This window comes from Methanosphaera cuniculi (genome assembly GCF_003149675.1).
Classification (GTDB): Archaea; Methanobacteriota; Methanobacteria; order Methanobacteriales; family Methanobacteriaceae; genus Methanosphaera; species Methanosphaera cuniculi.
The window spans coordinates 1-24877 of record NZ_LWMS01000014.1 but is presented as its reverse complement, the minus strand read 5'-3'; the positions used below and the strand labels follow the sequence as shown (position 1 = coordinate 24877).

The following is a 24877-nucleotide window of genomic DNA, read 5'->3' as shown; positions in this document are numbered from 1 at the left end:
TAATTATATTTATTTATTCATTAAAAATAATAATAATAATAAGAAAAAAAAATAAAGGATGAAATTTAGATGAAAGCTATCATTTTAACAGCCGGTGAAGGAACAAGAATGCGTCCTTTAACCACCACAAGACCAAAAACTATGCTCATAACAGGAGGAAAACCTTTAATTCAATATAATATAGAATCACTACGAGATGCAGGAATTAAAGATATAACACTCGTTGTAGGATATAAACATGAAGTAATAGAAGAATACTTTGGTGATGGAAGTGAATTTGGAGTAAATATTAACTATGCACTTCAAGATGGACAACTTGGAACAGCACATGCAATAGCAACAGCTGAGAAATATATTGATGAAAGTTTCATTGTATTAAATGGAGATATTATTGTAAGCTATGATCTTATTCGTAACTTAATTGAAAAATATGCAACAAGACGTAGTAATGATGTTAAAGCTGTACTTACCCTTATTGAAGTTGATGATCCATCAAATTATGGAATTGTATCAATGCAAAATGATAAGATAGTTGAAATAGTTGAAAAACCAGAACCAGAAAATGCACCTAGTCAACTTGCTAATGCTGGAATATATCTTTTTAGTCAGGAAATATTTGATGCAATACGTGAAACTGAAATATCAGAAAGAAATGAATATGAAATAACTGATTCTCTTCAAATAACATTAGATAAAGAATATGAAATTCTAGGATTAATTTCACAAGAACCTTGGATGGATGTGGGAAGACCATGGGAACTTCTTAAGTCTAACCAGAAATTCCTTGAAAAAATGGAAGATGACATACAAGGTGAAGTTGAAGAAAATGTAACAATTCATGGAGCATTACATCTTGGTAAAAATAGTATTATAAGATCAGGATGTTATATTCAAGGTCCTGTATTTATTGGTGATAATTGTGATGTTGGACCTAATACATATTTAAGACCATTTACTTGTCTTTGTAATAATGTTGATGTAGGAAATGCTGTTGAAATAAAAAATAGTATTATAATGGATAATACTAATGTTAATCATCTTTCATATGTAGGTGATTCTGTAATTGGTGTTAACTGTAATCTTGGTGCTGGTACAAACCTTGCAAATTTAAGATTTGATGATCAGCATGTACCTGTAACAGTTAAGGGAAAACGTATAGATTCAGGACTTAGAAAACTTGGAGCTATATTTGGAGATGGTGTAAAAACAGGTATTAATACAAGTGTAAATCCTGGTATTAAGATTGGTAATGGATCTTTTATTAATGCAGGATGTGTATTATATCAGGATATTGACTCATATTCTCTAGTTACTGCTCGTTGTGAACTTGATATTCGTAAAATTAGAAAAGATGAAGATGATAAATAAGATAATTATATAATACTCATCTTTTCTTTTTTAAAATACTCTTTTTTTTATTCTCATTTTCTTCTATTTAATTTTATTTAAAATAAATCTAATTTTGTAACGATTATTAAATAATTTATCATGATTTTTAGAGTAGTTTTATTAATAGCTATTAACAAATATATTTAATATACTATAAATGTCGGAAATATACTTCATACTTTGAAAAATTTAACACATAAAAAAAACCTTTAAAAAAAAATAACTGCTTTATAAATAAATTAAAAAAAAAAATTTTCTCGACATAAAAAAAAAAACACTATAAAAGAAACAATATTTTAAAAAAAAAACAAATAATAGGTGATTTAACGTGAGTGAAACAATAGTAATATCCCCTACCACCAGACAAGAGGGACATGCAGAACTATCAATGGAAGTTGATGAAGAAGGAATCGTAACTACAGGACGCTATTTTAGTATCACACCAGTACGTGGACTAGAAAAAATGGTAGTTGGAAAAAGACCAGAAACAGCACCAATACTTGTACAAAGAATATGTGGAGTATGTCCAGTAACACATACCCTTGCATCAGTAGAAGCAATAGATGATTCTCTAAAAATAGACATACCAAAAAATGCAAAATACCTACGTGAAATGTGTCTAAATGCACACATCATAAATTCACATGCAATACACCAATTTCTAATAGCACCTGACTATGTACCAGAAGATCAAAGGGATGATGTAATACGAAACGTATCAGAAATAAGAAAACACTCCCAATTTGTAGAAGACATAGTAGGTGGTGAAGGAATACACCCATCAGATATAAGAATTGGTGGAATGGCACATAACATAACCAAAAATGCAAAAAACAAAGTAAAAACTAGAATCCAAGGAATGATGAATTTACTTAAAGAACATGTAGAAATGATGGCAACCTTCATTGAAGAAAAAGAACTACCAAAACATCTAGGAGAACATAAACAACCTGTATTTGCATCATCAAACACCTATGGATCTAACACAGCATACTCAATGCAAGATATTGAAGAAATACTACCAGAATCCTGGTATGACACAGAAAAAATTGGAAAACGAGCATGTACACAAATACCACTATATCGTGGAGAAGTAGTTGAAACAGGACCAAGAGCAAGAGCAGAAAAATTCAGAAAATTCAAAGAACGAGGAACAAAAGCACAAAACCTAGCACGTGCAGAAGAAATGATAACTGCTGCTAATAGAATACTAGAACTAGTAGATCAACTAGATACATCAGCATCTGTAATGGCAAAATTCGAAATAAAAGGAACAGACCATATGGGAGTAGGATTTATAGAAGGACCACGTGGAACAAATATACATACAGCAAAAGTATCACCAGAAGGATATATCTCAGATTACCGTGCAATTGTACCAACAACATGGAACATACCAACCATGGGACTTGCAACAGAAGGATTCCACCATGATTATGCACCAGATGTAATACGAGGATATGACCCATGTCTTTCTTGTGCAACACACATGATAGTACGTGATGATGAAACCAAAGAAGTACTTAAAAATGAAATGATACAATTATAATCTTTAAAAAGACATGCAAAAAAAAGGGGAGAATATAACTTGTCATATAATCATGAAAATCTAATTGTAGGATGCGGAAATATACTCTATAAAGACGATGGACTAGGACCTGAAGTAATAAATTATATGAAAGAACATAATATAGAATTTCCTGGAGATACACATCTTATAGATGGAGCAACAAGTGCTCCACACTACATCTTCACACTACCTGAGGATAAATGGAAAAACATCATAATAATAGATATTGCAGAACTACAAAGTAAACCTGGACATATAGAAGTTCTAGAAGTTGATGAGATAAAAGAATCAGATAGATATATGGATGTACATGGAATGAGTGTAACATATCCACTACATGATCTAGCTGATAATATAAACATAAAACTTATAGTATGTCAACCTGAAGATGTACCATTAGAAATGGAAATGGGCTTATCTGAAACTTTAGAAAATAAAATTCCAGAAATAGTAGAATTAACCAAAAAAACATTAGATGAAATGATTCAAAAATAAAAGAGAAAACTTCCCCTAAAACATTGGATTATAAAATAAAAAGATTTTAATTGGAAAATGGATAAGAAAAAAAATAATAAAGATAATAAAAAAAAAGGGTGAGAAACTTGCTTAGCAAAATAAAAAATATATTCACAAACAAAGAAAGTAAAGCAGAACCAGAAACAACACAACAAAAAGCAAAAGGTCAAAAACTAAAAGTTGGATACATACACCTATCAGGTTGTACTGGAGATCTAATGTCATTTACAGAAAACTATGATGATCTTGTAGATCTACTACATGCTGTAGATATCGTATATGGAACAACATTAATAGACAGATGGGATATGCCAGAAATGGATATAGTACTAATTGAAGGATCTGTATGTCTTGAAGATGAACATTCAATAAAAGAACTTAAAGAAGCAAGAGAAAAAGCAGATCTACTAGTTGCATTTGGGTCATGTGCATCAACTGGAGGATTCACAGTATATGCAAAAGGAGGACAACAAGCACAACCACAACATTCATCATTTGTACCTCTTCAATATATAGTTGATGTTGACATGGCAATACCAGGATGTCCACCATCACCAGAATCAATTAAAAAAGTAATACTTGCTGCTGCAACAAATGATATGGAATACCTAAAACCATTCATGGAATTTGCAAAAAACAAAGAAGCATGTGGATGCGACCTACAAAAGAAAATAGTAAACCAATCAATATGTATAGGATGTGGAACATGTGCAGCAGCATGTCCAACACGTGCAATGACAATGAAAGATGGAAGACCACTATTTAACTGTGATAGATGTGTAAAATGCGGATTATGCTACTATCAATGTACAAGAAGCTGGTGGCCTATTGATCAAATAAGAAAAGACATGCAAAAAGAACAATAAGTTAAATGGAGGAATAAAAGTTGAATATAACAAACGATCCAATACTCGGATCTTACGAAGAAATTATAACTGTACGTGCAGTAGATAAAAAAGTACTTAAAAAATCACAAGATGGAGGAATTGTAACAACACTTCTATCTTTTGCATTAGAAGATGGAATGATTGATGGAACAATTGTAGCAGCACCAAGTGATGATCCATGGAAACCAGAACCACTAGTTGCAACAACAAAAAAAGAAATACTTAAAGGAGCTGGAACAAAATACACCATGTGTCCTAATGTATCACTTCTAAAAGAAGCAACTCGTGAATATGGACTTGAAAAAATAGGAACTATAGGAACACCTTGTCAAATAATGGGAATACGAAAACTACAATCATACCCAATGGGATTTAGAAATGTGTCTGAAAATATTGCACTTGTTCTTGGTATATATTGTATGGAAAACTTCCCATATGAATCAATAAGAACATTTGTAGAAGATACAGTAGGAGTACCATTATCTAAAGTAACAAAACTTGATATATCAAAAGGAAAACTTTTCATCACATATACTGATGGTGAAGGTTCAATACCACTTAAAAAAACACATGGATTTGAACAAACAGGATGTAACTACTGTCTTGACTATTTAGGTGAACTTTCTGATGCATCATGTGGTTCTGTAGGTGCAAAACCAGGATGGTCAACAATCTTTAAAAGAACAAACAAAGGTAAAACACTAGTAGACCGAGCAATAGAAGAAGGAGAAATTGAAGTAACAGAAACTAATCCTGGAAAATTTGGAATTGAAATGCTTGAAAAACTTTCAAAACAAAAGAAAACTAAAAATCAGAAAAATATTGATAAAAAATTAGATCTTGGATTAAATATTCCATTTAAACATTCACGTGATAAAACAGATGTTTATGAAAACCGATAAAAAAAAAGATAAAAAAGGATGAGTATTTCTTTTTAATATTCTCCTCTTTTTTTGGTTTTAAATATGTTAAATTCATATAACTTAAGCTCCTCATCAAGACTAATATAGTCTGGAAACTCCTTTTTTATAATATTAAAAAATTCAGTATTATGCTTAAGTACTATTAAATGCGTAAGTTCATGATAAACAATATACTTAATTAGTTTTTCTGGTAAATACTTTAAATCATATGAAAGTGTAATATTTCCTCGTATTGAACAACTTCCCCATTTATACTTAGTTTGTCTATATTGAAGACGATTAACAGATACATTAAGCTTTTTTTCATATATTTTAATAAATTTATCTACAAGTTTTCTAAGATTTACATCAGATAATGTGTTAAGTTCTAGATTCGTTGTATTTGATTCTAGCTGTTGGTATTGTTTAATTTTCTTATAAAGATAGTTTTCTTTTATTTTTATTATATCTTCAATACTTTGTGTTGTTTTCTCTGGTATTATGAGATTTAAATGATCATATGTAAGTTCAAAGCGAATATATTTTACTTTACGATATATCGCTGTACATGTAATTGTAATATCTTTTATTTTTACTTTCATAATATTTTTTTTTCTTTTTATATACTAAGTGACTTTTAATTTTCTTTATTTTTAGTGTAAAAAAAAGTATAATGTTAGTTTATATTAAACAATTTTATCTTATAATTATTTATATTTCTTTTATATTTAGTCATCTGTAATTTATAATATTAAAATATTTAATCTAAAATTTACATAAATACATACTATAATATTTAACAAAATAAATGTAAATTTATAAGGGAATTAATAATATGAGTGAAATTAAAGAAGTTGATGTATTAGTTATAGGAGCAGGACCTGCAGGATCAACTGCAGCAAAATGGGCAGCAAAAGAAGGAGCAAAAACTTTACTTGTTGATAAAAAATCAGAAATAGGAACTCCTAAACGTTGTGCTGAAGGAATTAGTGATGAAAATATTGCTAAATTAGGAGTTGAAATTGATCCACGTTGTATTGCACGACGTATTGAAGGTGCAACAGTAATATCACCAGATAATACTAAAGCTAAATTTACACATGATAATATTGATAAAAATATTACAGGTGTTGTACTTGAACGTAAAGTATTTGACAAACTTCTAGCAGTTGATGCAATACGTGAAGGTACACAAACTATGATAAAAACAGAGGCTATTTTAATGTCTCGTGATGATGATGGATGTTTTATTGTTGAACTTAGAAAGTTTGATTCAGAAAAGATACTTATTAAAGCAAAAATTGTTATAGGTGCTGATGGTCCTGAAGCACATGTAAGTCACTGGGCTGGAATTAATACAAAAGTACCTCAAAGTGAAATGGAATCTGGTGCACAGTATGAAATGACCAATCTTAAAATGGATAATAATCGTGCAATAGTATTCTACTTTGGAAGTGTAGCACCAGGAGGATATGTATGGATATTCCCTAAAGGATATGATACAGCAAATGTAGGAATTGATATTAATCCAACAAAAGCTACTAAAAGTGCAAAAGAATACCTTGATGATTTCATAGCAAACTGTGATGTTACAAAAGATGCACAAAAAGTTGAAATTAATGTTGGAGGAAATCCATTATGTGGAGTATTTGATGAAATAGTAGCAGATAACTTTATGCTCGTAGGTGATGCTGCAGGGTGTGTGAATCCTGTTACAGGTGGAGGAATAGATACAGCAATAGAAAGTGGAATGGTAGCAGGAAAAACAGCAGCAAAAGCTGTGAAAGAAAATGATTATTCTAAAGAAAACTTACAAGAATATGTTAAATATATTGATGAGAACATAAAAAAACCATTTAAAAAATATATTAAAATACGAGACTTCCTCTATGATTTATCTGATGAAGATTTAAATGAATATGTTAAAATACTCTCAACATTCCAATTTGACACATTTTCACTAAAAAATCTTATAAAAGCATTCATAAAAGCATCACCACGCAGTCTATTTAAACTAAGAAAATTATTCTAGAAAAAAAATAGGAAATTATAAACTTTTATTTCCCCTTCCAAAAAAAAAATACTTATCTTAGCATGAGAAAAAAAAGTAGAAGAGATTATGTCATGACATACCGTGAAATTCCATCATTAGAAGATAAAATAATATACCAGACACTAACATATGATAATAAAACAATAGAAATAAAAACTACAATAAATGAATCAAATGAGATAACACAAACAGAATATAAAGATCCAATCAATGATGAATACTTTAATACTTCTCATATAAAAACATGGGATAAACTAGATGATGATACAAACCAGATCTATCATACACTAATAAACTATGTGGAATCTGATAAAAAGTATGAAGATAAAATTAAAAAAATATCACAAAATATAGACTATGATGATCCAATAGTTGAAAAGATAGATATTAGTGGATTAAATATAACATTCTTTATTCATAATATTGAGGTTAACTCATATATTCAGCATATAAATTGTGAAATATGGGATATAGAAAAAGTTGAATGTTTAAATTTTAATGTTGTAGTTGGAAATAATAAAACAGACATATATTTTGATGAAGATCCAAAAACATACATGCAAAAACAACTCTATGAAGCATTAGAATATGGCTTAAATAAAGATGGAGTAGAGCATGCCTACTTTGATGAGGAAGAAGAGTATAACTTCACCTATAAAGAACGTGAATATGGAATTAACATATCTGAAATACTAATAATGTAATCATATTATTTTTCTCATCAATCTATTTTTTTTTAAATTACACTCATTTTTTTTATATAATACTTTTAATAATAGCTTATTACAAATCTTATTATTACATAACTAAAAGTAAGATTGTTTCAAAGAAAATATTCTTTTTTTATAGATTAATAAAAAAGAGGAAATAATTTTATTTTTAGATACAGGCTAAAAAAAGAAGATATTTATTTAATATTTGAATCAGTGACTTTTTCAAGTATATAATCAGTAATATATGACTTTTTTTACAGAAAAAAACTAAGGATCAATATAAATTAATTTTTGGGAATAATATTTTATTTTTTTTAAAGAAAAATCCTTTTTTCTGTAGAATTATTCAAATAAATCGATTTTACTCAAAATAGATAGAATATTTAGTTTATTTATCTAAGAAAAAATACAGTAACCATTTTTTTCAGTGTTCATTTTTATTTCAAATGTTAAAAAAAAATATTTATTTTAGCTTTTTTTTGACTGATAAAATAAAAAATATAAACCTAAAAATTATACTATTTGGGAGATAATTGGAAAAATGATAATTAAAGGAAATATTCTCAATGTTTACACAGATGAAGTGTATCCAGCAGAAATAAGAATTGAGCATGGAATTATCCAATCTATCAAGGAAGTTAATAAGTACTTTAAAGACTTAATTGTACCAGGATTTATTGATTCACATATTCATATTGAAAGTTCACTACTTACTCCATCACGATTTGCAGAAGTAGCACTTAAACATGGGACAACATCTGTTGTTGCAGATCCTCATGAAATTGCAAATGTAATGGGAATGGAAGGTATTGAATATATGTATGAAGATGCAAAACACAGTCCATTAAACTATTATTTCACAGCACCATCATGTGTTCCAACAACAAGCTTTGAAACTGCAGGTGGAAAAATTAATGCACATGATATTGACTCATTATTTGATCGTGATGATTTTGTAGCACTTGGTGAGGTTATGGATTATCCTGCTGTTATAGCTCATGATAAAAAGATGATGGATAAAATTAAAGTTGCAAAAAAACATGAAAAACCTATTGATGGACATGCACCTCTACTTTCAGGCTTTGACTTACAAGAATATGTAAAATGTGGAATAAGTACAGATCATGAATGTACCACATTAAAAGAAGCAATGGAAAAGAAACGTCAAGGTATGAAAATAATGATTCGTGAAGGATCAGAAAATCATTCACTTGAAGCACTACTTCATAGTGGCGGTGATTTTTTAGTATCTGATGATCTTAAAGCTGAAGATCTTATTGAAGGACATCTTGATTTATCTCTTCGTAAAGCTGTTGATCTTGGAATGGATCCATTTGATGCAATTAAACTTGTAACATGTAATCCTGCTAGACATTATGGTATTAATGCTGGAGCAATTGTACCAGGTCGTAAAGCTGATTTAGTATTTGTTGATAATCTTGAGGATTTCAATGTTAAACGTGTAATTATTAATGGTAATACAATATATAAAAAACAAAAATTATTATATCGTGCAAATCCTAAGAGTGTACGAAATACCATTAATCTTAAACATCGTAATGCTAATGATTTTGACGTTAAAATGCCAAATCCAAAAGCTAATAGTGCAATTGTAAATGTAATTTCTGTTAATGATGATTCAATTATCACAGGAACATCTACAGCTAAGCTTAATGTTGAAAAAGGTAATGTTATACCATCAGTATTTGAAGATGTCTTAAAAATAAGTGTTCTTGACCGATATGGACGCAATACCATTGCTAATGGTTTTGTTCGTGGATTTGGTATTAAAAATGGGGCAATTGCCTCAAGTGTAAGTCATGATTCTCATAATGTTATAGTTGTAGGTACAAATGGACATTACATGGCTGAGGCTGTTAATAATATTCATAAAAATAAAGGAGGACTTGTAGCTGTTTCTGCTAATGAGACTGTTGATCTTCCACTTCCTATTGCAGGTCTTATGAGTCCTGATAGTGCAGGAAGTGTTGCTGAAAAATCAAATGAACTTAATGAATTTGTAAAAAGTATGGGATGTAATCTTAGAAGTCCATTTACAACACTTTCATTTATCGCACTTCCTGTTGTACCAACATTAAAGATGACAAACAAGGGTCTTTTTGATGTTAATAAACAAGAATTTATTGATGTTATAAAACAATAAGAATAATCATATCACCACCCTTATTTTTCTACTTTTTTTTTAATAAATTATAATTAAACATTGTATTAAAAAACAGCTGATAAGTTAAAAGAAAAAATAGGTAAAGATGGTTAATAAATTAGATTCTACTTTCAAGTGCATCATGTATTAATTTTAAAGCTTCTTTATGATCTTCATTTCCTTGTCTGTTTATAAGAGATGCTGATTCATCAATTTCAGATAAGAATGCTTTTTTCTCATCTATATTCATAAATTTAACTCGTGAGTATTTAACTAGATGTTCTATTATCTGTGCTGTTGGTCTACTTAGTGTAGGTATTTTATCATGTAATTTTTGAATATCTTCTATTTCACACATTATTTGTGCTTTCATTGTACGTGAAAACTGATCATGTATTTGTTCTTCTTTTATATCCACTACTTTTGCTTTTATTACATAATCTGTTTTTTTAAGTATTTTCATATCTGAATCTATATAATCATCAGATTCTAATTTTGAGAGTGCTGATTTTGTGTATGTTAGTGCATCTTGTGTAAATTGAATTAGAATTTCTGGATTTCTTTGTATATTTTTTAATGTTCTGTTTGGAAATATTGTTATGTGTATTTTATCTTCATCTGTTATTGTTATTCCAAATGGTTTTGTATTATATGATTGATCTTTATTTGTAGTTGTTAGTAGTATTTCATAGAGTGTATTTTTTTCTGCTGGTATATCTATCATAAATTTTATACTCCTTATTTATTTTTTTTGATTTTTTTCCTTTTGATACTATAAAATTATATTATTGTAACTACATAAATATATATTATATTTAGAAATTTTTTAATATTAATAAAATTTACATTTAAGGGAAAAAATAGAATGATTGTAATTATAAATAATTTTGGACAGTATAATCATAGAATTTCAAGAACCTTAACATATCTGGGTATTGAAAATAGTCTTATTGCAAATACTACTAGTTTTAATGAGATTATGGATTTAAAACCTGATGGAATTATTCTTGGTGGAGGTCCATCTATTGAAAATATTGGAAACTGTAAGCAAATTATAGAAGATGCTGATGTTCCAATTCTTGGAATTTGTCTTGGTCATCAAATTATTGCTGAAGTTTTTGGTGGAAAAACAAAATCTGCTGAACTTGAAAGTTATGCTCAAATTGAGATAAATATTCTTAAATCAGAAGGATTATTTGATGATATGGGTCAAAAGATTAAAGTATGGGCATCACATAAAGATGAAGTTGTAACACTTCCTGATAATTTTGATATACTAGCTGATTCTAGTATGTGTAGTATTGAAGCTATGAAACACCAGAATAAACCTATTTATGGTATTCAATTTCATCCTGAAGTTCAACATACACCACAAGGTGGAGAATTATTTGAAAACTTCAATAGGATATGTGAAGAATATAAAAAAGAGTAGAAATTTTTTAGAGTTAAATTAATTTTTTTGGGGGATTGTATTAAGTTATGATGATGGATACAGCAAAATTTATAGAAGAATCAATTGAAAATATAAAAGATGAAGTAAAAGATGAAAAAGTAATAATAGCACTCTCAGGTGGAGTAGATAGTTCTGTTGCATCAGTTTTAGCATCAGAAGCTATTGGTGATCAACTAGAAGCAATATTTGTAGATCATGGACTTCTTCGTAAAGATGAAGCAAAACAAGTTGAAGATACATTTAAAGATAGACTTAATTTTAAACTTGTTGATGCACAAGATGAGTTTATTGAAGCTCTTAGTGGAATTCGTGATCCTGAGAAAAAACGTGAGATTATTGGTCATAAGTTTATTGAAGTTTTCGAACGTGAAGCTAAAAAGTCAGGAGCAACATTCTTACTTCAAGGAACAATTGCACCAGATTGGATTGAAAGTGAAGGAAATATAAAATCACACCATAACTTAACACTTCCTGATGGTCTAGAACTTAAAATAATAGAACCACTACGTGAATTATATAAAGATGAAGTACGTGAAGTGGGTAGAAGTCTTAATTTACCTGATGCAATAGTTGACAGACAACCATTCCCAGGACCAGGACTTGCTGTACGTGTACTTGGAGATGTAACAGCAGAAAAACTAAGAATCTGTCGTGAAGCAAATGCAATACTTAATGAAAATGTAGAAGCAGAAGGTCTAGATAAAGATCTATGGCAATACTTTGTAGTACTAACAGATAGTAAAGTAACAGGAGTAAAAGGAGATCAAAGAGACTTCGGATATCTTGTTGTTATACGTATGGTGCAATCATTTGATGCAATGACAGCAAATGTACCTGATATACCATGGCCATTTTTACATAAAGTATCACAACAAATCACAGCAAATGTACCTGAAATAACACATGTATCATTATCTCTTAGTAACAAACCACCAAGTACTATAGAATTTGAATAAAAAAAATACTTAAAGATTTTAGATCACCACCACACTATTTTTTTTATTAATTTTTTTTATAAAATATTAAAATCTAAATAAAAATATTTAATATAGAATTCATTTTATAAAGGAGAGTAAATTTTTTATGTATGATCTAGTTTCAAAACTTGTAATTTTTAATAATAAAGACACAATACTCTATGAACTATCAGATATAATACATGATTTTCACACAGCTAAAATAGATAAGAAAACCACAACACTAAAAATAAATGAACAAGTAAATAAAATACTTAAAATAGCAGATTACTATTCATTTACTGGTAATTTATGGCATGATTACCTGATATATTTACTTACATCTTCTGAAAATATATTTACACTAATGGTTGAACGACGAAATAATCAAGATATATCAGATTTTTCAATAAGCAAACTTGCAGTTGAAGATTTAAAAATATTTATTGAACTTATGGATTATGATTTTAGCAGACTTGAAGATGAACTTTTAATTAATTCATTTACAATAATATCAAATTATACACCACTATCATATGAACCTAAAAATCAACATGCAAGTATTATATTAAATGATTTTATAGAAAGTATTCCAACTAACTTAGATGAAACAATTTTATTTTCACATTTATGTCGTTTTTATCAAAAATTTGGAGTTGGAAAATTTGCATTTAATAAAGCATTTAAACTATCTGGTGAAAATAGTGATGATGAATTAATTATTCCTATTACATCATTTAATGATAGTATTATGCTTGATGATCTTGTTGGATATGAGGTACAAAAACAAGCACTTATTCGTAATACAGAAGCTTTTATAAATTCATATAAAGCTAATAATGTTTTATTATATGGTGATGCTGGAACTGGTAAATCCAGTAGTATTAAAGCTATTTTAAATCGTTATTATAATCGCGGTCTTCGTATTATTGAAGTTTATAAACATGAAACTAAGTATTTATCAGAGTTAATATCTGAAATTAAGGATCGTAATTATTTTTTCATTATTTATATGGATGATTTATCTTTTGAAGAATCAGAAAGTGAATATAAGTATCTTAAAGCTTTAATTGAGGGTGGTCTTGAAGTTTTACCTGATAATATTTTAATTTATGCTACATCTAATCGTCGTCATCTTATTAAGGAAACTTGGAATGAACGAACTGATATGAGTGCAAGTGAGGATATGTATCATTCTGATACTGTTCGTGAGAAGTTATCTTTGGTTGATCGTTTTGGTATTAGTATTGGATATTATAAACCTACTTTTAATGAGTATGTTGATATTGTTATTAGTTTATCACGTAAATTTAATTCTATAAAATTATCTGATGATGAATTAAAAGATGAGGCTAAAAAATGGATTGTTAATCATGGTAGTCCTTCTGGTCGTACTGCTGAGCAGTTAATTTATTATTTACTTGGTTGAGATTAGGTTTTTTTGGATTTTATTTGATTATTTATAAAATTTAATATTTAGGTATACCTAAACCTTTATATACTAAGGATGATATAATACTATTTGTGGAAGTATTTAGGCAAGCCTAAAAAAACCACATGACAATATCATTATTGTCAATATTTAGGTAACCATAAAATTATATCCTATGTATTAATAAAAAAATATTTTATTTACTACAAATATTTTTAGGTGTACCTAAATATTTATATACTACAAAATAATAATATATTAATTGTAAGAAAATTTAGGTAAAACTAAATTCTTATTACAAAAAATGAGTTAAAAAAAATAAAGACTATAAAAAAAAGCCCAAAAAAAGTTAAAAAAAGATAAAAAAAAATTAACTATCCTAAAAAAAAATCCGCACATACAAAAAAAAGGGATAGTTAATATAAAAAAACATATTTAAAAAAAATCACCTATTATTAGATATAAAAAAAAATTTTTTTAACAAAAATATATAAAATGTAAAAAGCCAAAAAAAATAAAGCCTATTATGAAAAAAAAATTAACTCATCACTCCTAGTTAAAATAAAAAAGAAACACGAAAAAAATAAACTATAAAAACACAAAAAAGAAAATAAAAAAAATGCACAATTTTATTAGATGAATCATAAAAAAACTCAAGCATCCGGAGTTAAAAATATGATAAAGCCAAGAATCTAATAAAAACAATCAAAAAAATAATATTTTCTTTCTTGTAATACATACTTTTTTTAGAAAAAAAAAGCTATTTCCTAAAAAAATTTTTGCACATAAAAAAAAAAGTATAGTAGAGATAGAAGATCACAAAAATCTTTTCCTTTTTTTTAAAATAAAAACATTTCTTATTTTTTTACACATTATAAAAAATACTAATTTTACAAAAAAAAATTCTCTTATTTTATTTATAAAAAAAACTTAATTACTATTACTAAAAATTAAACATGAACACTTTTTCTAGCTTAATTCATCATTACGTTTTAATCCTGCAACTAATGCATCATATAAACTATCACCATCATCAAGTGAATTAATAATTGCCTCAGTTATCCCACCTTTAGTCATGAATGATTTAATAAATTCATCCTTATTTTCAGTTGCTTTTAGTTTATCAGCCTTTTTTGCAATTTCAATAAAATCTGGAAAATCAACTGCAAACTTTTTAATATCATCTAAATTTGTATCTAGATCTACTTTTGTAAATACAGCTGGAAGACATCCTGCAACAGACATGTATTTTAACTCATCTTCATTTTTAACATTATAAACATCAAATCCTAGAAGATCAAATATATAATCTGTTATATCTTGTTGTGGATATGCTCCTGCTATTGCTGTTTCATCACATATTGTATCAGGTCCTGTTGGAATAATTCTAATAATATTAGATGATCCAGTTTGTTTTTGTAACTCATCAATAGTTATTCCTGCCATAAATGAAATTACAAGTGTATCATCATTAAGATTAAATTGTCCAATTTGACTAAATTGTTGTGGAGTAACAGATAGTATAATAATATCACATTCATCTACAATACGACTATTATCTGCAATATTATCTACAAGATCCTTATCATAAAGATTACTAAATGTGAAAATAGAACCATTATATGAAACAAGTAAGTTATCTGATGTAACCTTCTTTTCTTTTAATTTTAATGCAAGTGCTTGACCTATATTTCCAGCACCAATAATACCAATCTTATTTTTAAAAAAGTCATCATTATTCATAATACATAATATAGTAACAATCCATTAATTAAATTTTTTATATATAAAACTGGATAAAAAAAAGGAATCATATTATCTAATAAAAAAAACATAAAAAAATAATAAACATAAAAAAAAATTACGTAAAGGGGTAAATAAGACAATGATGGAAAAAAAATATGAACACCTAAAACAACTAACCCAACAGTTCTACAACATGAAAAACACAAAAATAACATCAAAACAAATAGAAGGAACAACACCACCATCAGTATTTATAGGAAGCTACAACTACCCCAAAGTATTTGCAGGACCACTACTAACATCAGAACATAACTCAGCAATAATGGATCAACCAGAAACATGGATGAACAGTCAAACATCACAAGATCAAATCATAAACTACCGACTAAATCTAGTACGTGGAAAACAAACAATAGCAGTAGATGATGTAGAAAACAACTACATAATGAAACTACAAGAAGTATCAATGGCAAAAAAATCAGTACAAAGTGAAGCAGAATTCAACAAAAAACCAACAGGAATAATGATAGGACGCGAAGAAGCACCACACGGACCAAGTGGAGTACTTAAGAAATTTGATATTGAAAACATAAAATGGGATCGACAACTTGAAAAAACATACTATGATACAGATCTTAAAGCAAAAGATGCAGTAGACATACTACATAAAAAAGACATACCATTTACCCAGATACAAAAAGCATTTTCAGTAGGATCAATGGGAGAAAAGAAAAACAGAAAACTCGTACCAACCAGATGGTCAATAACAGCAGTAGATACAACAATAGCAAACAACTTGCTTAAGGATGTACGATACAATCCAACAATTGACACATACCATGTATATGAACATAAAACTTATGGAATTCAAATAATAGTAGTTGAAATACCAACACCATGGCAATTTGAACTAATGGAAGCATTCACAAACTACAAAGGACGTCCAATAATATTCACAGACTATGAAAATAACAAAGGCAAAAAAGAATACTCACGACTTGGTGGAGGATACTATGCTATAAAAATGGCAGTACTAGAACAACTAATGCGAGATAAAAAACAAGCAGGAGTAATAGTATTTAGAGAATCAAATGATGAATACATACCACTAGGAGTATGGAATATGCGACAAAACACACGCGAAGCACTAAATAAAAAACCAAAAGAATTTGAAACACTAAAACAAGCCATAAACTATATAAATACAAAAACCGAACTACCTACAGATGACTATATCAAAGCAAGTGATCTACTTGATGACATACTAAAACAAAGACAAACAACACTAGATATGTTCTTCTAAAAAAAAATAGATATAAAACAAAAAAAAAGAGAGGATTAAAAAAGAAAATGTTAGAACTTAAATATAAAAAAATAAACCCAGAAATACAAAAAGCAATGCAACAAGCACTAACAACTAGTAATGACTACTACAGCGAAGCAATTAAAACAATACAACAACACTACCCAGGTAATATAACAATACTTAATAGTGCAAATAGTTGTATATTCACAGTACTAGAAGCAGTAGATGATACAATAGCAGTACCTGATATGGGAGGATGGAATGGAGTTGAAAAATCAGCCCAGATACTAGATAAGAAGATTATAAAAATTCCAACTGATAATGCAATAATAAATCCCAAAACACTAGATGAATTCATAAAACAAAATACTGATATAAAAACACTCTACATAACAGCACTTGGAGCCTACAACAAACAACAATCACTACCTGAAATATCACAGATATGTAAAAAACATGATATACTACTAATAAATGACATATCAGGAGTAATGGGAGATAAAACACTAACAAATCCAGAATATGCAGATATACAAATAACATCAACAGGAACACCAAAAATAGTAAACATAAAAAATGGTGGATTCATAAACAATATAACACAGAAAATAAAACTAAACACACACCTAATAAAAACACTAAAAGCAGATAACATAACATGTGCTGGAATAAAACAAGAAATACCAAATGCACCACATACACTAAATAAAACACGAAAAGCCAACAACTACCTAAAACAACTCATAAAAAAACAACTAGAAGATAACACAGACTACTACCTGATACACCCTGAAGATAATAAAGGAATAAATACAATAATAAAAACACCATCAAAAAGCAAAACCAAAAAACTAGCATACCAAATACGCCAACAACTCAAAATAACACAAAACAAAAACATCATAACAACAGGACCAAATAACAACCGAATAAAAAAACCAACAATAAATATAGAAATAAAAAACCTAGACCCAGACTCACTAACAAAAGAAAACATAGAAAAACTAGCTATGATAATAACAGAAACAATAAAACAACAACAAGAAGAAGAAGAAAATATAGATTAATAAACTTCTTTTTTAAAATTAGTTTTAATAATGATGTTTTATAAAATATATAATATATAAAAAGAAGAAGACTGAAAAAATATGATAAACATTAAAAATACTAAAAACAATCAACTTATAATTGGATCAATAATAGGATTTATACTTCTAATTACTGGTTTTATTATAAAATTTCCAAAATGTAGTACTCTTGGACTTGCAATGATAACCATCTGCTTTTTTTTATATTATCTTAAAGAAAATGTAGAATAAAAAAAAAATCAATAACCTCCCTTTTTAGTGAAAAAAAATAGTAAATTAATTCTAACATTAATAACTATCTTAAAGAAGAAACTAAGGATTATTTACTTCAAGGTGGATGGAATGCATTCGTTGAAACTTGTGGATATGAAAAATTATAAATGGTGTTTTATATGATAAATAATTTATTTAATAACTTTAGTTGGTTTGAAATTCTTACATTTTTTGTACTTCTTGGATTTCTTATTATGCTTATTTGTGATTTATATATTTTAAAACCTTTTTATACCTACGTTAGTAATAAGGCTGATAAACCATTTTATGATGGAAAAATTGCACCATTATTTGCTTTTAAGAATGGAAAATATATGTATATTCATAATATTTTATTGACTTTAGTATTTTGTTTTATATCATTTGTAATTCCTGAACTTTTATTTCCAGGAAAAAATTACATACTAGGTACAATATTAATTATAATAATGCTTCTTCCATGTTTTATTATAAAAGGACGTGGAAATATTTTTCATGATCCTGAGATTATACAAGTTTCAGATAACTATACAAAATTAGTTAATTTTAAAGATGGTGGATATTCATCATCTTATTATATACTTTTAACAATATTTAATATGATGTTCTGTTTTGTTTTTGGAGTATTAGCATATATTATGTTAAATAATTTCAAATACTTCTTAGTTATTGTTTTTTGTTTAATTTTTGAAGTTATGATAATTTTTGTTGATTTTACTGATAAAATAATGCCATTTAATATGCAAAAAGAAAGTGGATTTTGGATATTTACATTAATTGTAGCACTGAATATATTTTACATTGCATTTAGATTATAAAAAAAATTATATTTTTAGTGATGATTATGAGTTATATATATAAATGAATTTCGAATTATTCCAATATTTATAATTCTTACTCTGGTAGGAATATTTTTATTTGAATATTTTATACTAAGACCATTTTATCTTTATCTTAGTAGTAAGGCTGATAAGCCATTTTATGATGGGAAGGATTTGCCTAGTTTTGCAATTAAAAGAGGAAAATATTTCCTTTTTAACTTTTTTTTTAGATATGTGTGTAATTTTTTTTATTATGGAAATTCCAAATTTAATATATCCAAGTATATTATATAGATTATGTACTTTACTTGTTATATGGACAATAATTCCAATGATTTTCATTGTACATAGAAAGGTATTTCATGAACCAGAAATCATTAAAGTTTCAGAAACAAAAGTTAAAATTGTTAATTTTAGACCTGGAGGTTATCCTTTATCTTATTATTGTATTTTAACATTGTTTCTTATGATTAGTTGTTATTATTTTGGAGTGGTACAATATATTCTTACTTTAAATTCAAAGTTTTTACTAGTTATTCTAGTTACTTTTGTTATTGAAGTTTCTGTTATATTTATTGATTATACAGATAAAATTTTTCCTGTTAATTTACAGACTTATGATGGTTTTTGGGTATATACCTTATTTACTATGTTAATTGTATGTGGTGTAGGTTGTAGAGTTATGGGTGTTCATCTATAATAAAGTATTAGCAGAAAAATGAAAAAAAATAAGAAAAGTAGTCAAAAAGAGGTGAAAATTTATGGATATTGAATGGTCTAATATTTCAAATAACTCATTAGCTGTTACTGTTATTATTGCTCTCATATTGTTTGTTATGGGATTTTTCACAGATAATCATCTTTTTATTAGTTATGGTGTTGGAGCTTTAATTGCAGTAGTAATAATTTATATTCTTAAATCAAATCAGATAAAAAAGATTAAAAAATAAGAAAAAAAAGAGAGTGTAACTTTTTATTTGAAAGTTTAAAATGGTATTGTCTAGTTTTTTATAACTAGCATTGCTATTTTTTCATTTAACATATCTAAAATATCAGTATCATCTTCACAATCTATTTTATATGCTTTTTTTATTGTGTTTGTATCATACTCATCAATTAGTGTGTCATTTTTTGTATTTAGTATTTCTTCAACTTGTTTTATTTGATCATCACGGGTGTTTATGTAGATGACTGTTATGTTTCCACTGGTTTTAATTCCTAGTAGTTTTATTGCATCTTTTATTTGTTTTTGTGCTGATGTACGTACACATATTTCAAGTCCCAGGTCTTTTGCAAAGTTTGTATTGTTTTTAAATGCTACTATTGCTTCTGCTATTGCTTGTTTTAGATGTTTTTTTCCACAAATGTATTGTGTATCTAGTAGTTGTATTGTTGAGTCTGGATTTTGTTGTGTTATTTCATTTATTTTACCTAGTAGTTCTGGTATGTTATCTACTATGTTATCTTGGTATGTGTGGATGGTTATTTGTTTTTCATCTAAGATTTGTTTTTGTAGATCTTCCATTATATTACCCATTTTCCTTTATTTTCTTTTTTTATCTGTTAGTATTTTGTTTGCACCTTTAAGATATGCATCTACACTTGCCATTATAATGTCAGGTTGTGTGCTTCTTGCTGTTATGATTTTATCATCACATTTAAGTTTTATGAGTACATCAATTAGTGCATCAGTTCCTCCGGTTATTGCATCTACATGGTATTCTTCGAGTGTTATGTCTACTGTGTTTTGTAGTGTTTTCTGGATTGCTGCTATTGCTGCATCTACAGGCCCTACTCCTACTGCTGCTTCTATTTTATCTTCATCATTTAGTTTTAGTTTTACTGATGCTGTTGGTGTTACTCTATTTCCTGATACTGTTGTGTATTCATCTAGGTGTATTGATTCATCTATGTCTATGTTTAGTATGTCATCTGTTATTGCTTGTAAGTCTACATCTGTTACTGTTTTTCCCATATCAGATAGTGCTTTTATTCTCATAAATATCTGGTTTAGTTCATCATCTGTAACATCTGTGTTTGTTTCTTTTATTTTTTCATGTATTACATGTTTTCCTACATGTTTTCCTAGAATAAATCGTCTTCTGTGTCCTACAACTTCAGGTTTTATTGGCTCGTATGTTTCAGATTTCTTTAATACTCCATCCGCATGTATTCCTGATTCATGTGCAAATGCGTTAGCTCCTACTATTGATTTGTTTGATTGTAGTACTACTCCACTTATTGATTCTACAAGTTGTGATGTTTCATAAAATAGTTCTGTTTTAATGTGTGTATGTACATTATATAAGCTTTCTAGTGCCATTACTACTTCTTCTAGTGCTGCGTTTCCTGCTCGTTCACCTAGTCCATTTATTGTTAGGTGTGCTTGTGTTGCACCAGCATTTAGTGCTTCAAGTGTATTTGCTACAGCAAGTCCAAAGTCGTTATGACAGTGAACACTTAGTGGTATATCTAGTTTTGATAGTTCATGATAGAAGTTATATGATTTTTCAGGTGTTAGTATTCCTACTGTATCACATGCACATATACGATCTGCACCTGCATCTATAGTTTTTGTATATAATGATTTTAGATCATCAACACTTGTACGTGTTGCATCTTCACATGAAAGTTCAACTATTAGTCCATGATCTTTTGCATATTCTACAGCATCAATTGCCATTTGTTCAACTTCACATCTAGTTTTTTTGAGTTTAAATTCGATGTGTAAGTCTGATGATGGTATTACTATGTTTACAGAATCTACATTACATTCTATTGCTGTGTCTATATCTATTTGTAGTGGTCTTGCAAAGCTACATATTTCTGCATTAAGATTGTTTTCTGTTATTAGTTTGATACTTTCTTGTTCATCTTTAGATGTTATTGCTGATCCTGCTTCAATTACATCAACACCTAATTCATCAAGTTTGTTTGCAATTTTTAGTTTTTCATTTGATGTAATTAGTACACCTGGTGTTTGTTCTCCATCACGTAGTGTTGTGTCAAATATGTTTATATTTTCATGCATCATATTTAGCCTCCCATCCTTTTTTTCTATTTTATATTTTTTTCTTAAAATATAGTTTTTATTATTTAGTTAGTACTGTTATTATTCTGGTTAAACTTTTATGCATTCTTATTTCATGTTGTTCTTTTATAGTTAGTGGTGTATTATCAACTACTTCATATAAGTCTATGTAGTGAGGTGATGCCATACAGATGTATCCATCATCTTTTATGTATTGTGCTATTGAATTTAGTGCTTCTGTATAGAGTTGTTTTGTATCATCACCACCAAGAGTTGTTGATATTCCATATGGTGGATCCATTGCTACAGCATCAACTTTTTCATCTAAGTTAAGTTTTCGTACATCTTCCCAGTGTATTTCAAAATCATCAAATCCTTCATGTGCCAGATTTAATTTTGATCCTTCATACATGCATTTTTCAATGTCTGATCCTATAAGTCGTGTGTTTAGATCTCCTGCTTCTATTAGTATTCCACCTGTTCCACAGAAAGGATCTAGTACTGTGTCATTTTCTTTTGTATGAGCTAAGTTTACCATACATAATGCTAGTTTTGGACTCATAGATCCAGGATGGAAGTATGGTCTTTTATGTGGTTTGTTATCAAAGAAGTGTTTTTTATCTTGTTCTATTAGCTGGGTTGTTATTATTACTTTATTATATCCTACTACTCGTTCTTCTTTAAATTCATTTGTTTGTGTTTTTGGATCTGTGTATACTAGTTTTACTGTGGTATCTGAGTTATCAAGATTTACATCTGCATTTGTTTGTTGTTTTATGTATCCTCCAATGTTTCGTTCTATACTATCTTTATCTACATCTCCATTTCCCATTCTTTTAACACGTACTTTGAATGTTCCATTTATATGGTCTTCCCAGTTGATAGTTTCAATTGATTCTTGTAGTTGTTCAGGTAGTGTTGTTGTGATTGATTTTAGTATTTCATGAGTATATCCTAGGTGTTCTCCTAGTTTAAGTATTTCATCATCAGTTGCATCTGTTTTAAATGATAATACACCAGGATATTCCTGTGTTATTTCATAGCTTATTTCTAGTGTTTCAAGTCGTGCTATTAATTCTGCTTTTGGTAGTGTTTCATTTTCTTGTGATAATATTACTGTGATTTCCATATATTTTTCAGTCTCCTTATTCCTATTTTTGGTACTAATTTAAATATTATTCCACTTTTTATAAGTTGTTTTATAAGTTGGGTTTGATTATCCATATCTCCATATTGTGATATTATTTCATCTACATTGTATTGTCTTAGTATTTTAAACATGTAGTTAAAGTCATCTTCTGTTAAATCTTTCATTATTTTTTGTACATTTTGTTGAGTTTTAAATTCATTGTCATATAATGTATGATAGTCTGTTTCATACTTTTTTAGGTAATTGTTATCATGATTTTTAAGCATTAAGTCAGTGTTTTCTACTGCTATATCTGTTATGTTAAATCCTGCTATTAGTCCTCCACCTGTTGTGGGTTTTACTTGACTTGCAGCATCACCTATTAGGAAGGTGTTATTTTTTACAATTTTCTTTTTAGGATTAAATTTTGGTATAAGACCATATACTTTTTCAGCTATTGTGTCTTTTGTTTCTAGGTATTGATTAAGTATTTTTGCTGCATGCTGGTATGATCCTGTTGTAAATAGTCCTAATCTAGATTCAAATGGACTTACAGGTATTCTCCATATGAATCCAGGTAGTGTATTTGTATCTATGTGTAAATTCAGATAGTTTGTATTTGTATTTTGTGTTTTTATTATGTATTGCATTGCAAGAAATGATTCATCTATTATATTAGGATTCATCTTTTTTGATGTTGATGAGTTAGGTCCACAACTTACACATATTACATCAGATGAGTATGTATCATGTTCTGTTTTTATCATTGTATTGTTTATATCTACATCAACTACACGAGTTGCATAATACATATCAACTCCAGCATCTTCTGCACGATTTACAAGATATTTATCATATAATACTCGGTCTATTACATATGCTGATGTTTCATCTTTTGATACTTGTATTTGTGTTTTATCTGGTGATATTAGATTTGCACCTTTTAGTTTATTATCTATAAACTCATCTGGTAAATTTCTTGTTTTATCAATATTTGTTGAAACAAGTCCTGCACATTGTAGTGGTTGACCTATCCGGTTTTTCATGTCATACATGGCTACATTATATCCTTTTTTTGCCATTTTATATGCATATGTAGATCCTATAGGTCCTGCACCTACTACTATAATATCATAATCTGTCATTGTTTTTCATTCCAACTTTAGTATAAATAAAATAAAAAAAGAGAATTTCTAAGGTAAGTATGAAAAAAAATATATATCTTTTCTTCCCATTTTTTTTTATTTTATTTTTTTCTTGAATAATTTTTTTTCTTTTATATTAAAAAAAAAATCTTCTTTTATTCCTTATATTTTGTATAAAAAAAAGTATTAGTGTAAAATATTAACCTTTATATTTTTGTTATTATATTATTTATTTATGTTTTTTATTTATAAAAAAAATTTTTATTATTTATATTAATACTCATCTTAGAAATCTTATAATTTTATTAAGAGAAAAACTATTAT

Annotated in this window: 24 protein-coding genes; 17 read left to right on the top strand and 7 right to left on the bottom strand. The window is 28.0% G+C overall.

Translation table 11 applies throughout. The annotated features are described in order from the left end of the window. Window positions 1-69: 69 nt before the first annotated feature. The 5 genes from glmU to frhB all read left to right on the top strand — a co-directional run bounded on the left by glmU (window position 70) and on the right by frhB (window position 5264). Window positions 70-1368, top strand: a complete 1299-nt coding sequence (gene glmU, locus MSCUN_RS03005) for a bifunctional sugar-1-phosphate nucleotidylyltransferase/acetyltransferase (protein WP_095608879.1) — start codon at window positions 70-72, stop codon at window positions 1366-1368. A 349-nt stretch (window positions 1369-1717) separates the two neighbouring features. Then, window positions 1718-2938: a coenzyme F420 hydrogenase subunit alpha gene (gene frhA, locus MSCUN_RS03000; RefSeq protein WP_095608878.1), complete on the top strand. Its 1221-nt coding sequence runs from the start codon at window positions 1718-1720 to the stop codon at window positions 2936-2938. A 39-nt stretch (window positions 2939-2977) separates the two neighbouring features. Continuing rightward, window positions 2978-3454 carry a coenzyme F420-reducing hydrogenase, FrhD protein gene (gene frhD / locus MSCUN_RS02995; protein WP_095608877.1) on the top strand — a complete coding sequence of 159 codons (477 nt, stop codon included), beginning with the start codon at window positions 2978-2980 and terminating at the stop codon, window positions 3452-3454. 107 nt (window positions 3455-3561) lie between these two features. Further along, the gene (gene frhG, locus MSCUN_RS02990) at window positions 3562-4341 is read left to right on the top strand and encodes a coenzyme F420 hydrogenase subunit gamma (protein WP_095608876.1); all 780 of its coding nucleotides are present in this window, start codon (window positions 3562-3564) and stop codon (window positions 4339-4341) included. 20 nt (window positions 4342-4361) lie between these two features. Continuing rightward, window positions 4362-5264, top strand: coding sequence for a coenzyme F420 hydrogenase subunit beta (gene frhB / locus MSCUN_RS02985; RefSeq protein WP_338041734.1), 903 nt, complete (start codon window positions 4362-4364; stop codon window positions 5262-5264). Between the two features lie 32 nt (window positions 5265-5296). On the opposite strand, the gene MSCUN_RS02980 is transcribed toward frhB, so the two are convergent. Next, on the bottom strand, window positions 5297-5866 hold the full coding sequence (locus MSCUN_RS02980) for a M48 metallopeptidase family protein (protein WP_095608875.1): 570 nt from the start codon (window positions 5864-5866) through the stop codon (window positions 5297-5299). 242 nt (window positions 5867-6108) lie between these two features. Between MSCUN_RS02980 and MSCUN_RS02975 the strand changes: the two genes are divergently transcribed. From MSCUN_RS02975 to ade, 3 genes are all read left to right on the top strand, one after another. Next, the gene (locus tag MSCUN_RS02975; RefSeq protein WP_095608903.1) at window positions 6109-7296 is read left to right on the top strand and encodes an NAD(P)/FAD-dependent oxidoreductase; all 1188 of its coding nucleotides are present in this window, start codon (window positions 6109-6111) and stop codon (window positions 7294-7296) included. A 92-nt stretch (window positions 7297-7388) separates the two neighbouring features. Then, window positions 7389-8021 (top strand): hypothetical protein, encoded by a 633-nt coding sequence (locus MSCUN_RS02970; RefSeq protein WP_095608874.1) that lies wholly within the window; start codon window positions 7389-7391, stop codon window positions 8019-8021. 550 nt (window positions 8022-8571) lie between these two features. Further along, on the top strand, window positions 8572-10194 hold the full coding sequence (ade, locus tag MSCUN_RS02965; protein WP_095608873.1) for an adenine deaminase: 1623 nt from the start codon (window positions 8572-8574) through the stop codon (window positions 10192-10194). Window positions 10195-10312: 118 nt separating this feature from the next. On the opposite strand, the gene MSCUN_RS02960 is transcribed toward ade, so the two are convergent. After that, complete coding sequence (locus tag MSCUN_RS02960) at window positions 10313-10918, bottom strand: DUF447 domain-containing protein (RefSeq protein ID WP_095608872.1); 606 nt, start codon at window positions 10916-10918, stop codon at window positions 10313-10315. Between the two features lie 141 nt (window positions 10919-11059). On the opposite strand from MSCUN_RS02960, the gene MSCUN_RS02955 reads away from it, so the two are divergent. The 3 genes from MSCUN_RS02955 to MSCUN_RS02945 all read left to right on the top strand — a co-directional run bounded on the left by MSCUN_RS02955 (window position 11060) and on the right by MSCUN_RS02945 (window position 14032). Then, window positions 11060-11626: a GMP synthase subunit A gene (locus MSCUN_RS02955; RefSeq protein ID WP_095608871.1), complete on the top strand. Its 567-nt coding sequence runs from the start codon at window positions 11060-11062 to the stop codon at window positions 11624-11626. A gap of 50 nt (window positions 11627-11676) precedes the next feature. Next, window positions 11677-12603, top strand: coding sequence for a glutamine-hydrolyzing GMP synthase (gene guaA, locus MSCUN_RS02950; RefSeq protein WP_095608902.1), 927 nt, complete (start codon window positions 11677-11679; stop codon window positions 12601-12603). Window positions 12604-12730: 127 nt separating this feature from the next. Next, entirely contained in the window at window positions 12731-14032 is a 1302-nt protein-coding gene (locus tag MSCUN_RS02945) for an ATP-binding protein (protein ID WP_095608870.1), read from the top strand. A gap of 972 nt (window positions 14033-15004) precedes the next feature. On the opposite strand, the gene MSCUN_RS02940 is transcribed toward MSCUN_RS02945, so the two are convergent. Beyond that, complete coding sequence (locus MSCUN_RS02940; RefSeq protein ID WP_095608869.1) at window positions 15005-15778, bottom strand: NAD(P)-binding domain-containing protein; 774 nt, start codon at window positions 15776-15778, stop codon at window positions 15005-15007. Between the two features lie 142 nt (window positions 15779-15920). Between MSCUN_RS02940 and MSCUN_RS02935 the strand changes: the two genes are divergently transcribed. From MSCUN_RS02935 to MSCUN_RS02915, 6 genes are all read left to right on the top strand, one after another. Next, window positions 15921-17084 carry an Nre family DNA repair protein gene (locus MSCUN_RS02935; RefSeq protein ID WP_095608868.1) on the top strand — a complete coding sequence of 388 codons (1164 nt, stop codon included), beginning with the start codon at window positions 15921-15923 and terminating at the stop codon, window positions 17082-17084. A 47-nt stretch (window positions 17085-17131) separates the two neighbouring features. Continuing rightward, entirely contained in the window at window positions 17132-18154 is a 1023-nt protein-coding gene (locus tag MSCUN_RS02930) for a PLP-dependent aminotransferase family protein (RefSeq protein ID WP_095608867.1), read from the top strand. An 81-nt stretch (window positions 18155-18235) separates the two neighbouring features. Then, window positions 18236-18406: a hypothetical protein gene (locus tag MSCUN_RS08280; RefSeq protein ID WP_170104013.1), complete on the top strand. Its 171-nt coding sequence runs from the start codon at window positions 18236-18238 to the stop codon at window positions 18404-18406. 236 nt (window positions 18407-18642) lie between these two features. Continuing rightward, complete coding sequence (locus MSCUN_RS02925) at window positions 18643-19245, top strand: hypothetical protein (protein WP_143744868.1); 603 nt, start codon at window positions 18643-18645, stop codon at window positions 19243-19245. A 187-nt stretch (window positions 19246-19432) separates the two neighbouring features. After that, entirely contained in the window at window positions 19433-19948 is a 516-nt protein-coding gene (locus MSCUN_RS02920) for a hypothetical protein (protein WP_095608865.1), read from the top strand. A 61-nt stretch (window positions 19949-20009) separates the two neighbouring features. Then, on the top strand, window positions 20010-20198 hold the full coding sequence (locus MSCUN_RS02915; protein ID WP_095608864.1) for a hypothetical protein: 189 nt from the start codon (window positions 20010-20012) through the stop codon (window positions 20196-20198). Window positions 20199-20248: 50 nt separating this feature from the next. On the opposite strand, the gene cgi121 is transcribed toward MSCUN_RS02915, so the two are convergent. Genes cgi121 through MSCUN_RS02895 form a run of 4 tightly spaced genes read right to left on the bottom strand, consistent with a single transcriptional unit; the run spans window position 20249 to window position 24553 of the window. Then, on the bottom strand, window positions 20249-20785 hold the full coding sequence (gene cgi121, locus MSCUN_RS02910) for a KEOPS complex subunit Cgi121 (RefSeq protein WP_095608863.1): 537 nt from the start codon (window positions 20783-20785) through the stop codon (window positions 20249-20251). A gap of 6 nt (window positions 20786-20791) precedes the next feature. After that, entirely contained in the window at window positions 20792-22282 is a 1491-nt protein-coding gene (locus tag MSCUN_RS02905; protein ID WP_394338958.1) for a (R)-citramalate synthase, read from the bottom strand. Window positions 22283-22340: 58 nt separating this feature from the next. After that, window positions 22341-23408, bottom strand: coding sequence for a TIGR01177 family methyltransferase (locus tag MSCUN_RS02900; protein ID WP_095608861.1), 1068 nt, complete (start codon window positions 23406-23408; stop codon window positions 22341-22343). After that, window positions 23393-24553: a geranylgeranyl reductase family protein gene (locus MSCUN_RS02895; protein WP_095608860.1), complete on the bottom strand. Its 1161-nt coding sequence runs from the start codon at window positions 24551-24553 to the stop codon at window positions 23393-23395. The genes MSCUN_RS02900 and MSCUN_RS02895 overlap by 16 nt, the downstream gene beginning before the upstream one ends. Window positions 24554-24877: the final 324 nt, after the last annotated feature.

What these genes read in the sequence shown, in the direction of transcription:
- MSCUN_RS02955 (WP_095608871.1), top strand. Translation starts at nt 11,060, where the DNA reads ATGATTGTAATTATAAATAATTTTGGACAGTATAATCATAGAATTTCA.
- MSCUN_RS02930 (WP_095608867.1), top strand. Translation starts at nt 17,132, where the DNA reads ATGTTAGAACTTAAATATAAAAAAATAAACCCAGAAATACAAAAAGCA.
- MSCUN_RS02935 (WP_095608868.1), top strand. Translation starts at nt 15,921, where the DNA reads ATGATGGAAAAAAAATATGAACACCTAAAACAACTAACCCAACAGTTC.
- MSCUN_RS02960 (WP_095608872.1), bottom strand. Translation starts at nt 10,918, where the DNA reads ATGATAGATATACCAGCAGAAAAAAATACACTCTATGAAATACTACTA.
- MSCUN_RS02980 (WP_095608875.1), bottom strand. Translation starts at nt 5,866, where the DNA reads ATGAAAGTAAAAATAAAAGATATTACAATTACATGTACAGCGATATAT.
- cgi121 (WP_095608863.1), bottom strand. Translation starts at nt 20,785, where the DNA reads ATGGGTAATATAATGGAAGATCTACAAAAACAAATCTTAGATGAAAAA.
- MSCUN_RS08280 (WP_170104013.1), top strand. Translation starts at nt 18,236, where the DNA reads ATGATAAACATTAAAAATACTAAAAACAATCAACTTATAATTGGATCA.
- MSCUN_RS02970 (WP_095608874.1), top strand. Translation starts at nt 7,389, where the DNA reads ATGACATACCGTGAAATTCCATCATTAGAAGATAAAATAATATACCAG.
- MSCUN_RS02895 (WP_095608860.1), bottom strand. Translation starts at nt 24,553, where the DNA reads ATGACAGATTATGATATTATAGTAGTAGGTGCAGGACCTATAGGATCT.
- MSCUN_RS02945 (WP_095608870.1), top strand. Translation starts at nt 12,731, where the DNA reads ATGTATGATCTAGTTTCAAAACTTGTAATTTTTAATAATAAAGACACA.
- MSCUN_RS02925 (WP_143744868.1), top strand. Translation starts at nt 18,643, where the DNA reads ATGCTTATTTGTGATTTATATATTTTAAAACCTTTTTATACCTACGTT.
- ade (WP_095608873.1), top strand. Translation starts at nt 8,572, where the DNA reads ATGATAATTAAAGGAAATATTCTCAATGTTTACACAGATGAAGTGTAT.
- guaA (WP_095608902.1), top strand. Translation starts at nt 11,677, where the DNA reads ATGATGGATACAGCAAAATTTATAGAAGAATCAATTGAAAATATAAAA.
- MSCUN_RS02905 (WP_394338958.1), bottom strand. Translation starts at nt 22,282, where the DNA reads ATGATGCATGAAAATATAAACATATTTGACACAACACTACGTGATGGA.
- MSCUN_RS02940 (WP_095608869.1), bottom strand. Translation starts at nt 15,778, where the DNA reads ATGAATAATGATGACTTTTTTAAAAATAAGATTGGTATTATTGGTGCT.
- MSCUN_RS02915 (WP_095608864.1), top strand. Translation starts at nt 20,010, where the DNA reads ATGGATATTGAATGGTCTAATATTTCAAATAACTCATTAGCTGTTACT.
- MSCUN_RS02900 (WP_095608861.1), bottom strand. Translation starts at nt 23,408, where the DNA reads ATGGAAATCACAGTAATATTATCACAAGAAAATGAAACACTACCAAAA.
- glmU (WP_095608879.1), top strand. Translation starts at nt 70, where the DNA reads ATGAAAGCTATCATTTTAACAGCCGGTGAAGGAACAAGAATGCGTCCT.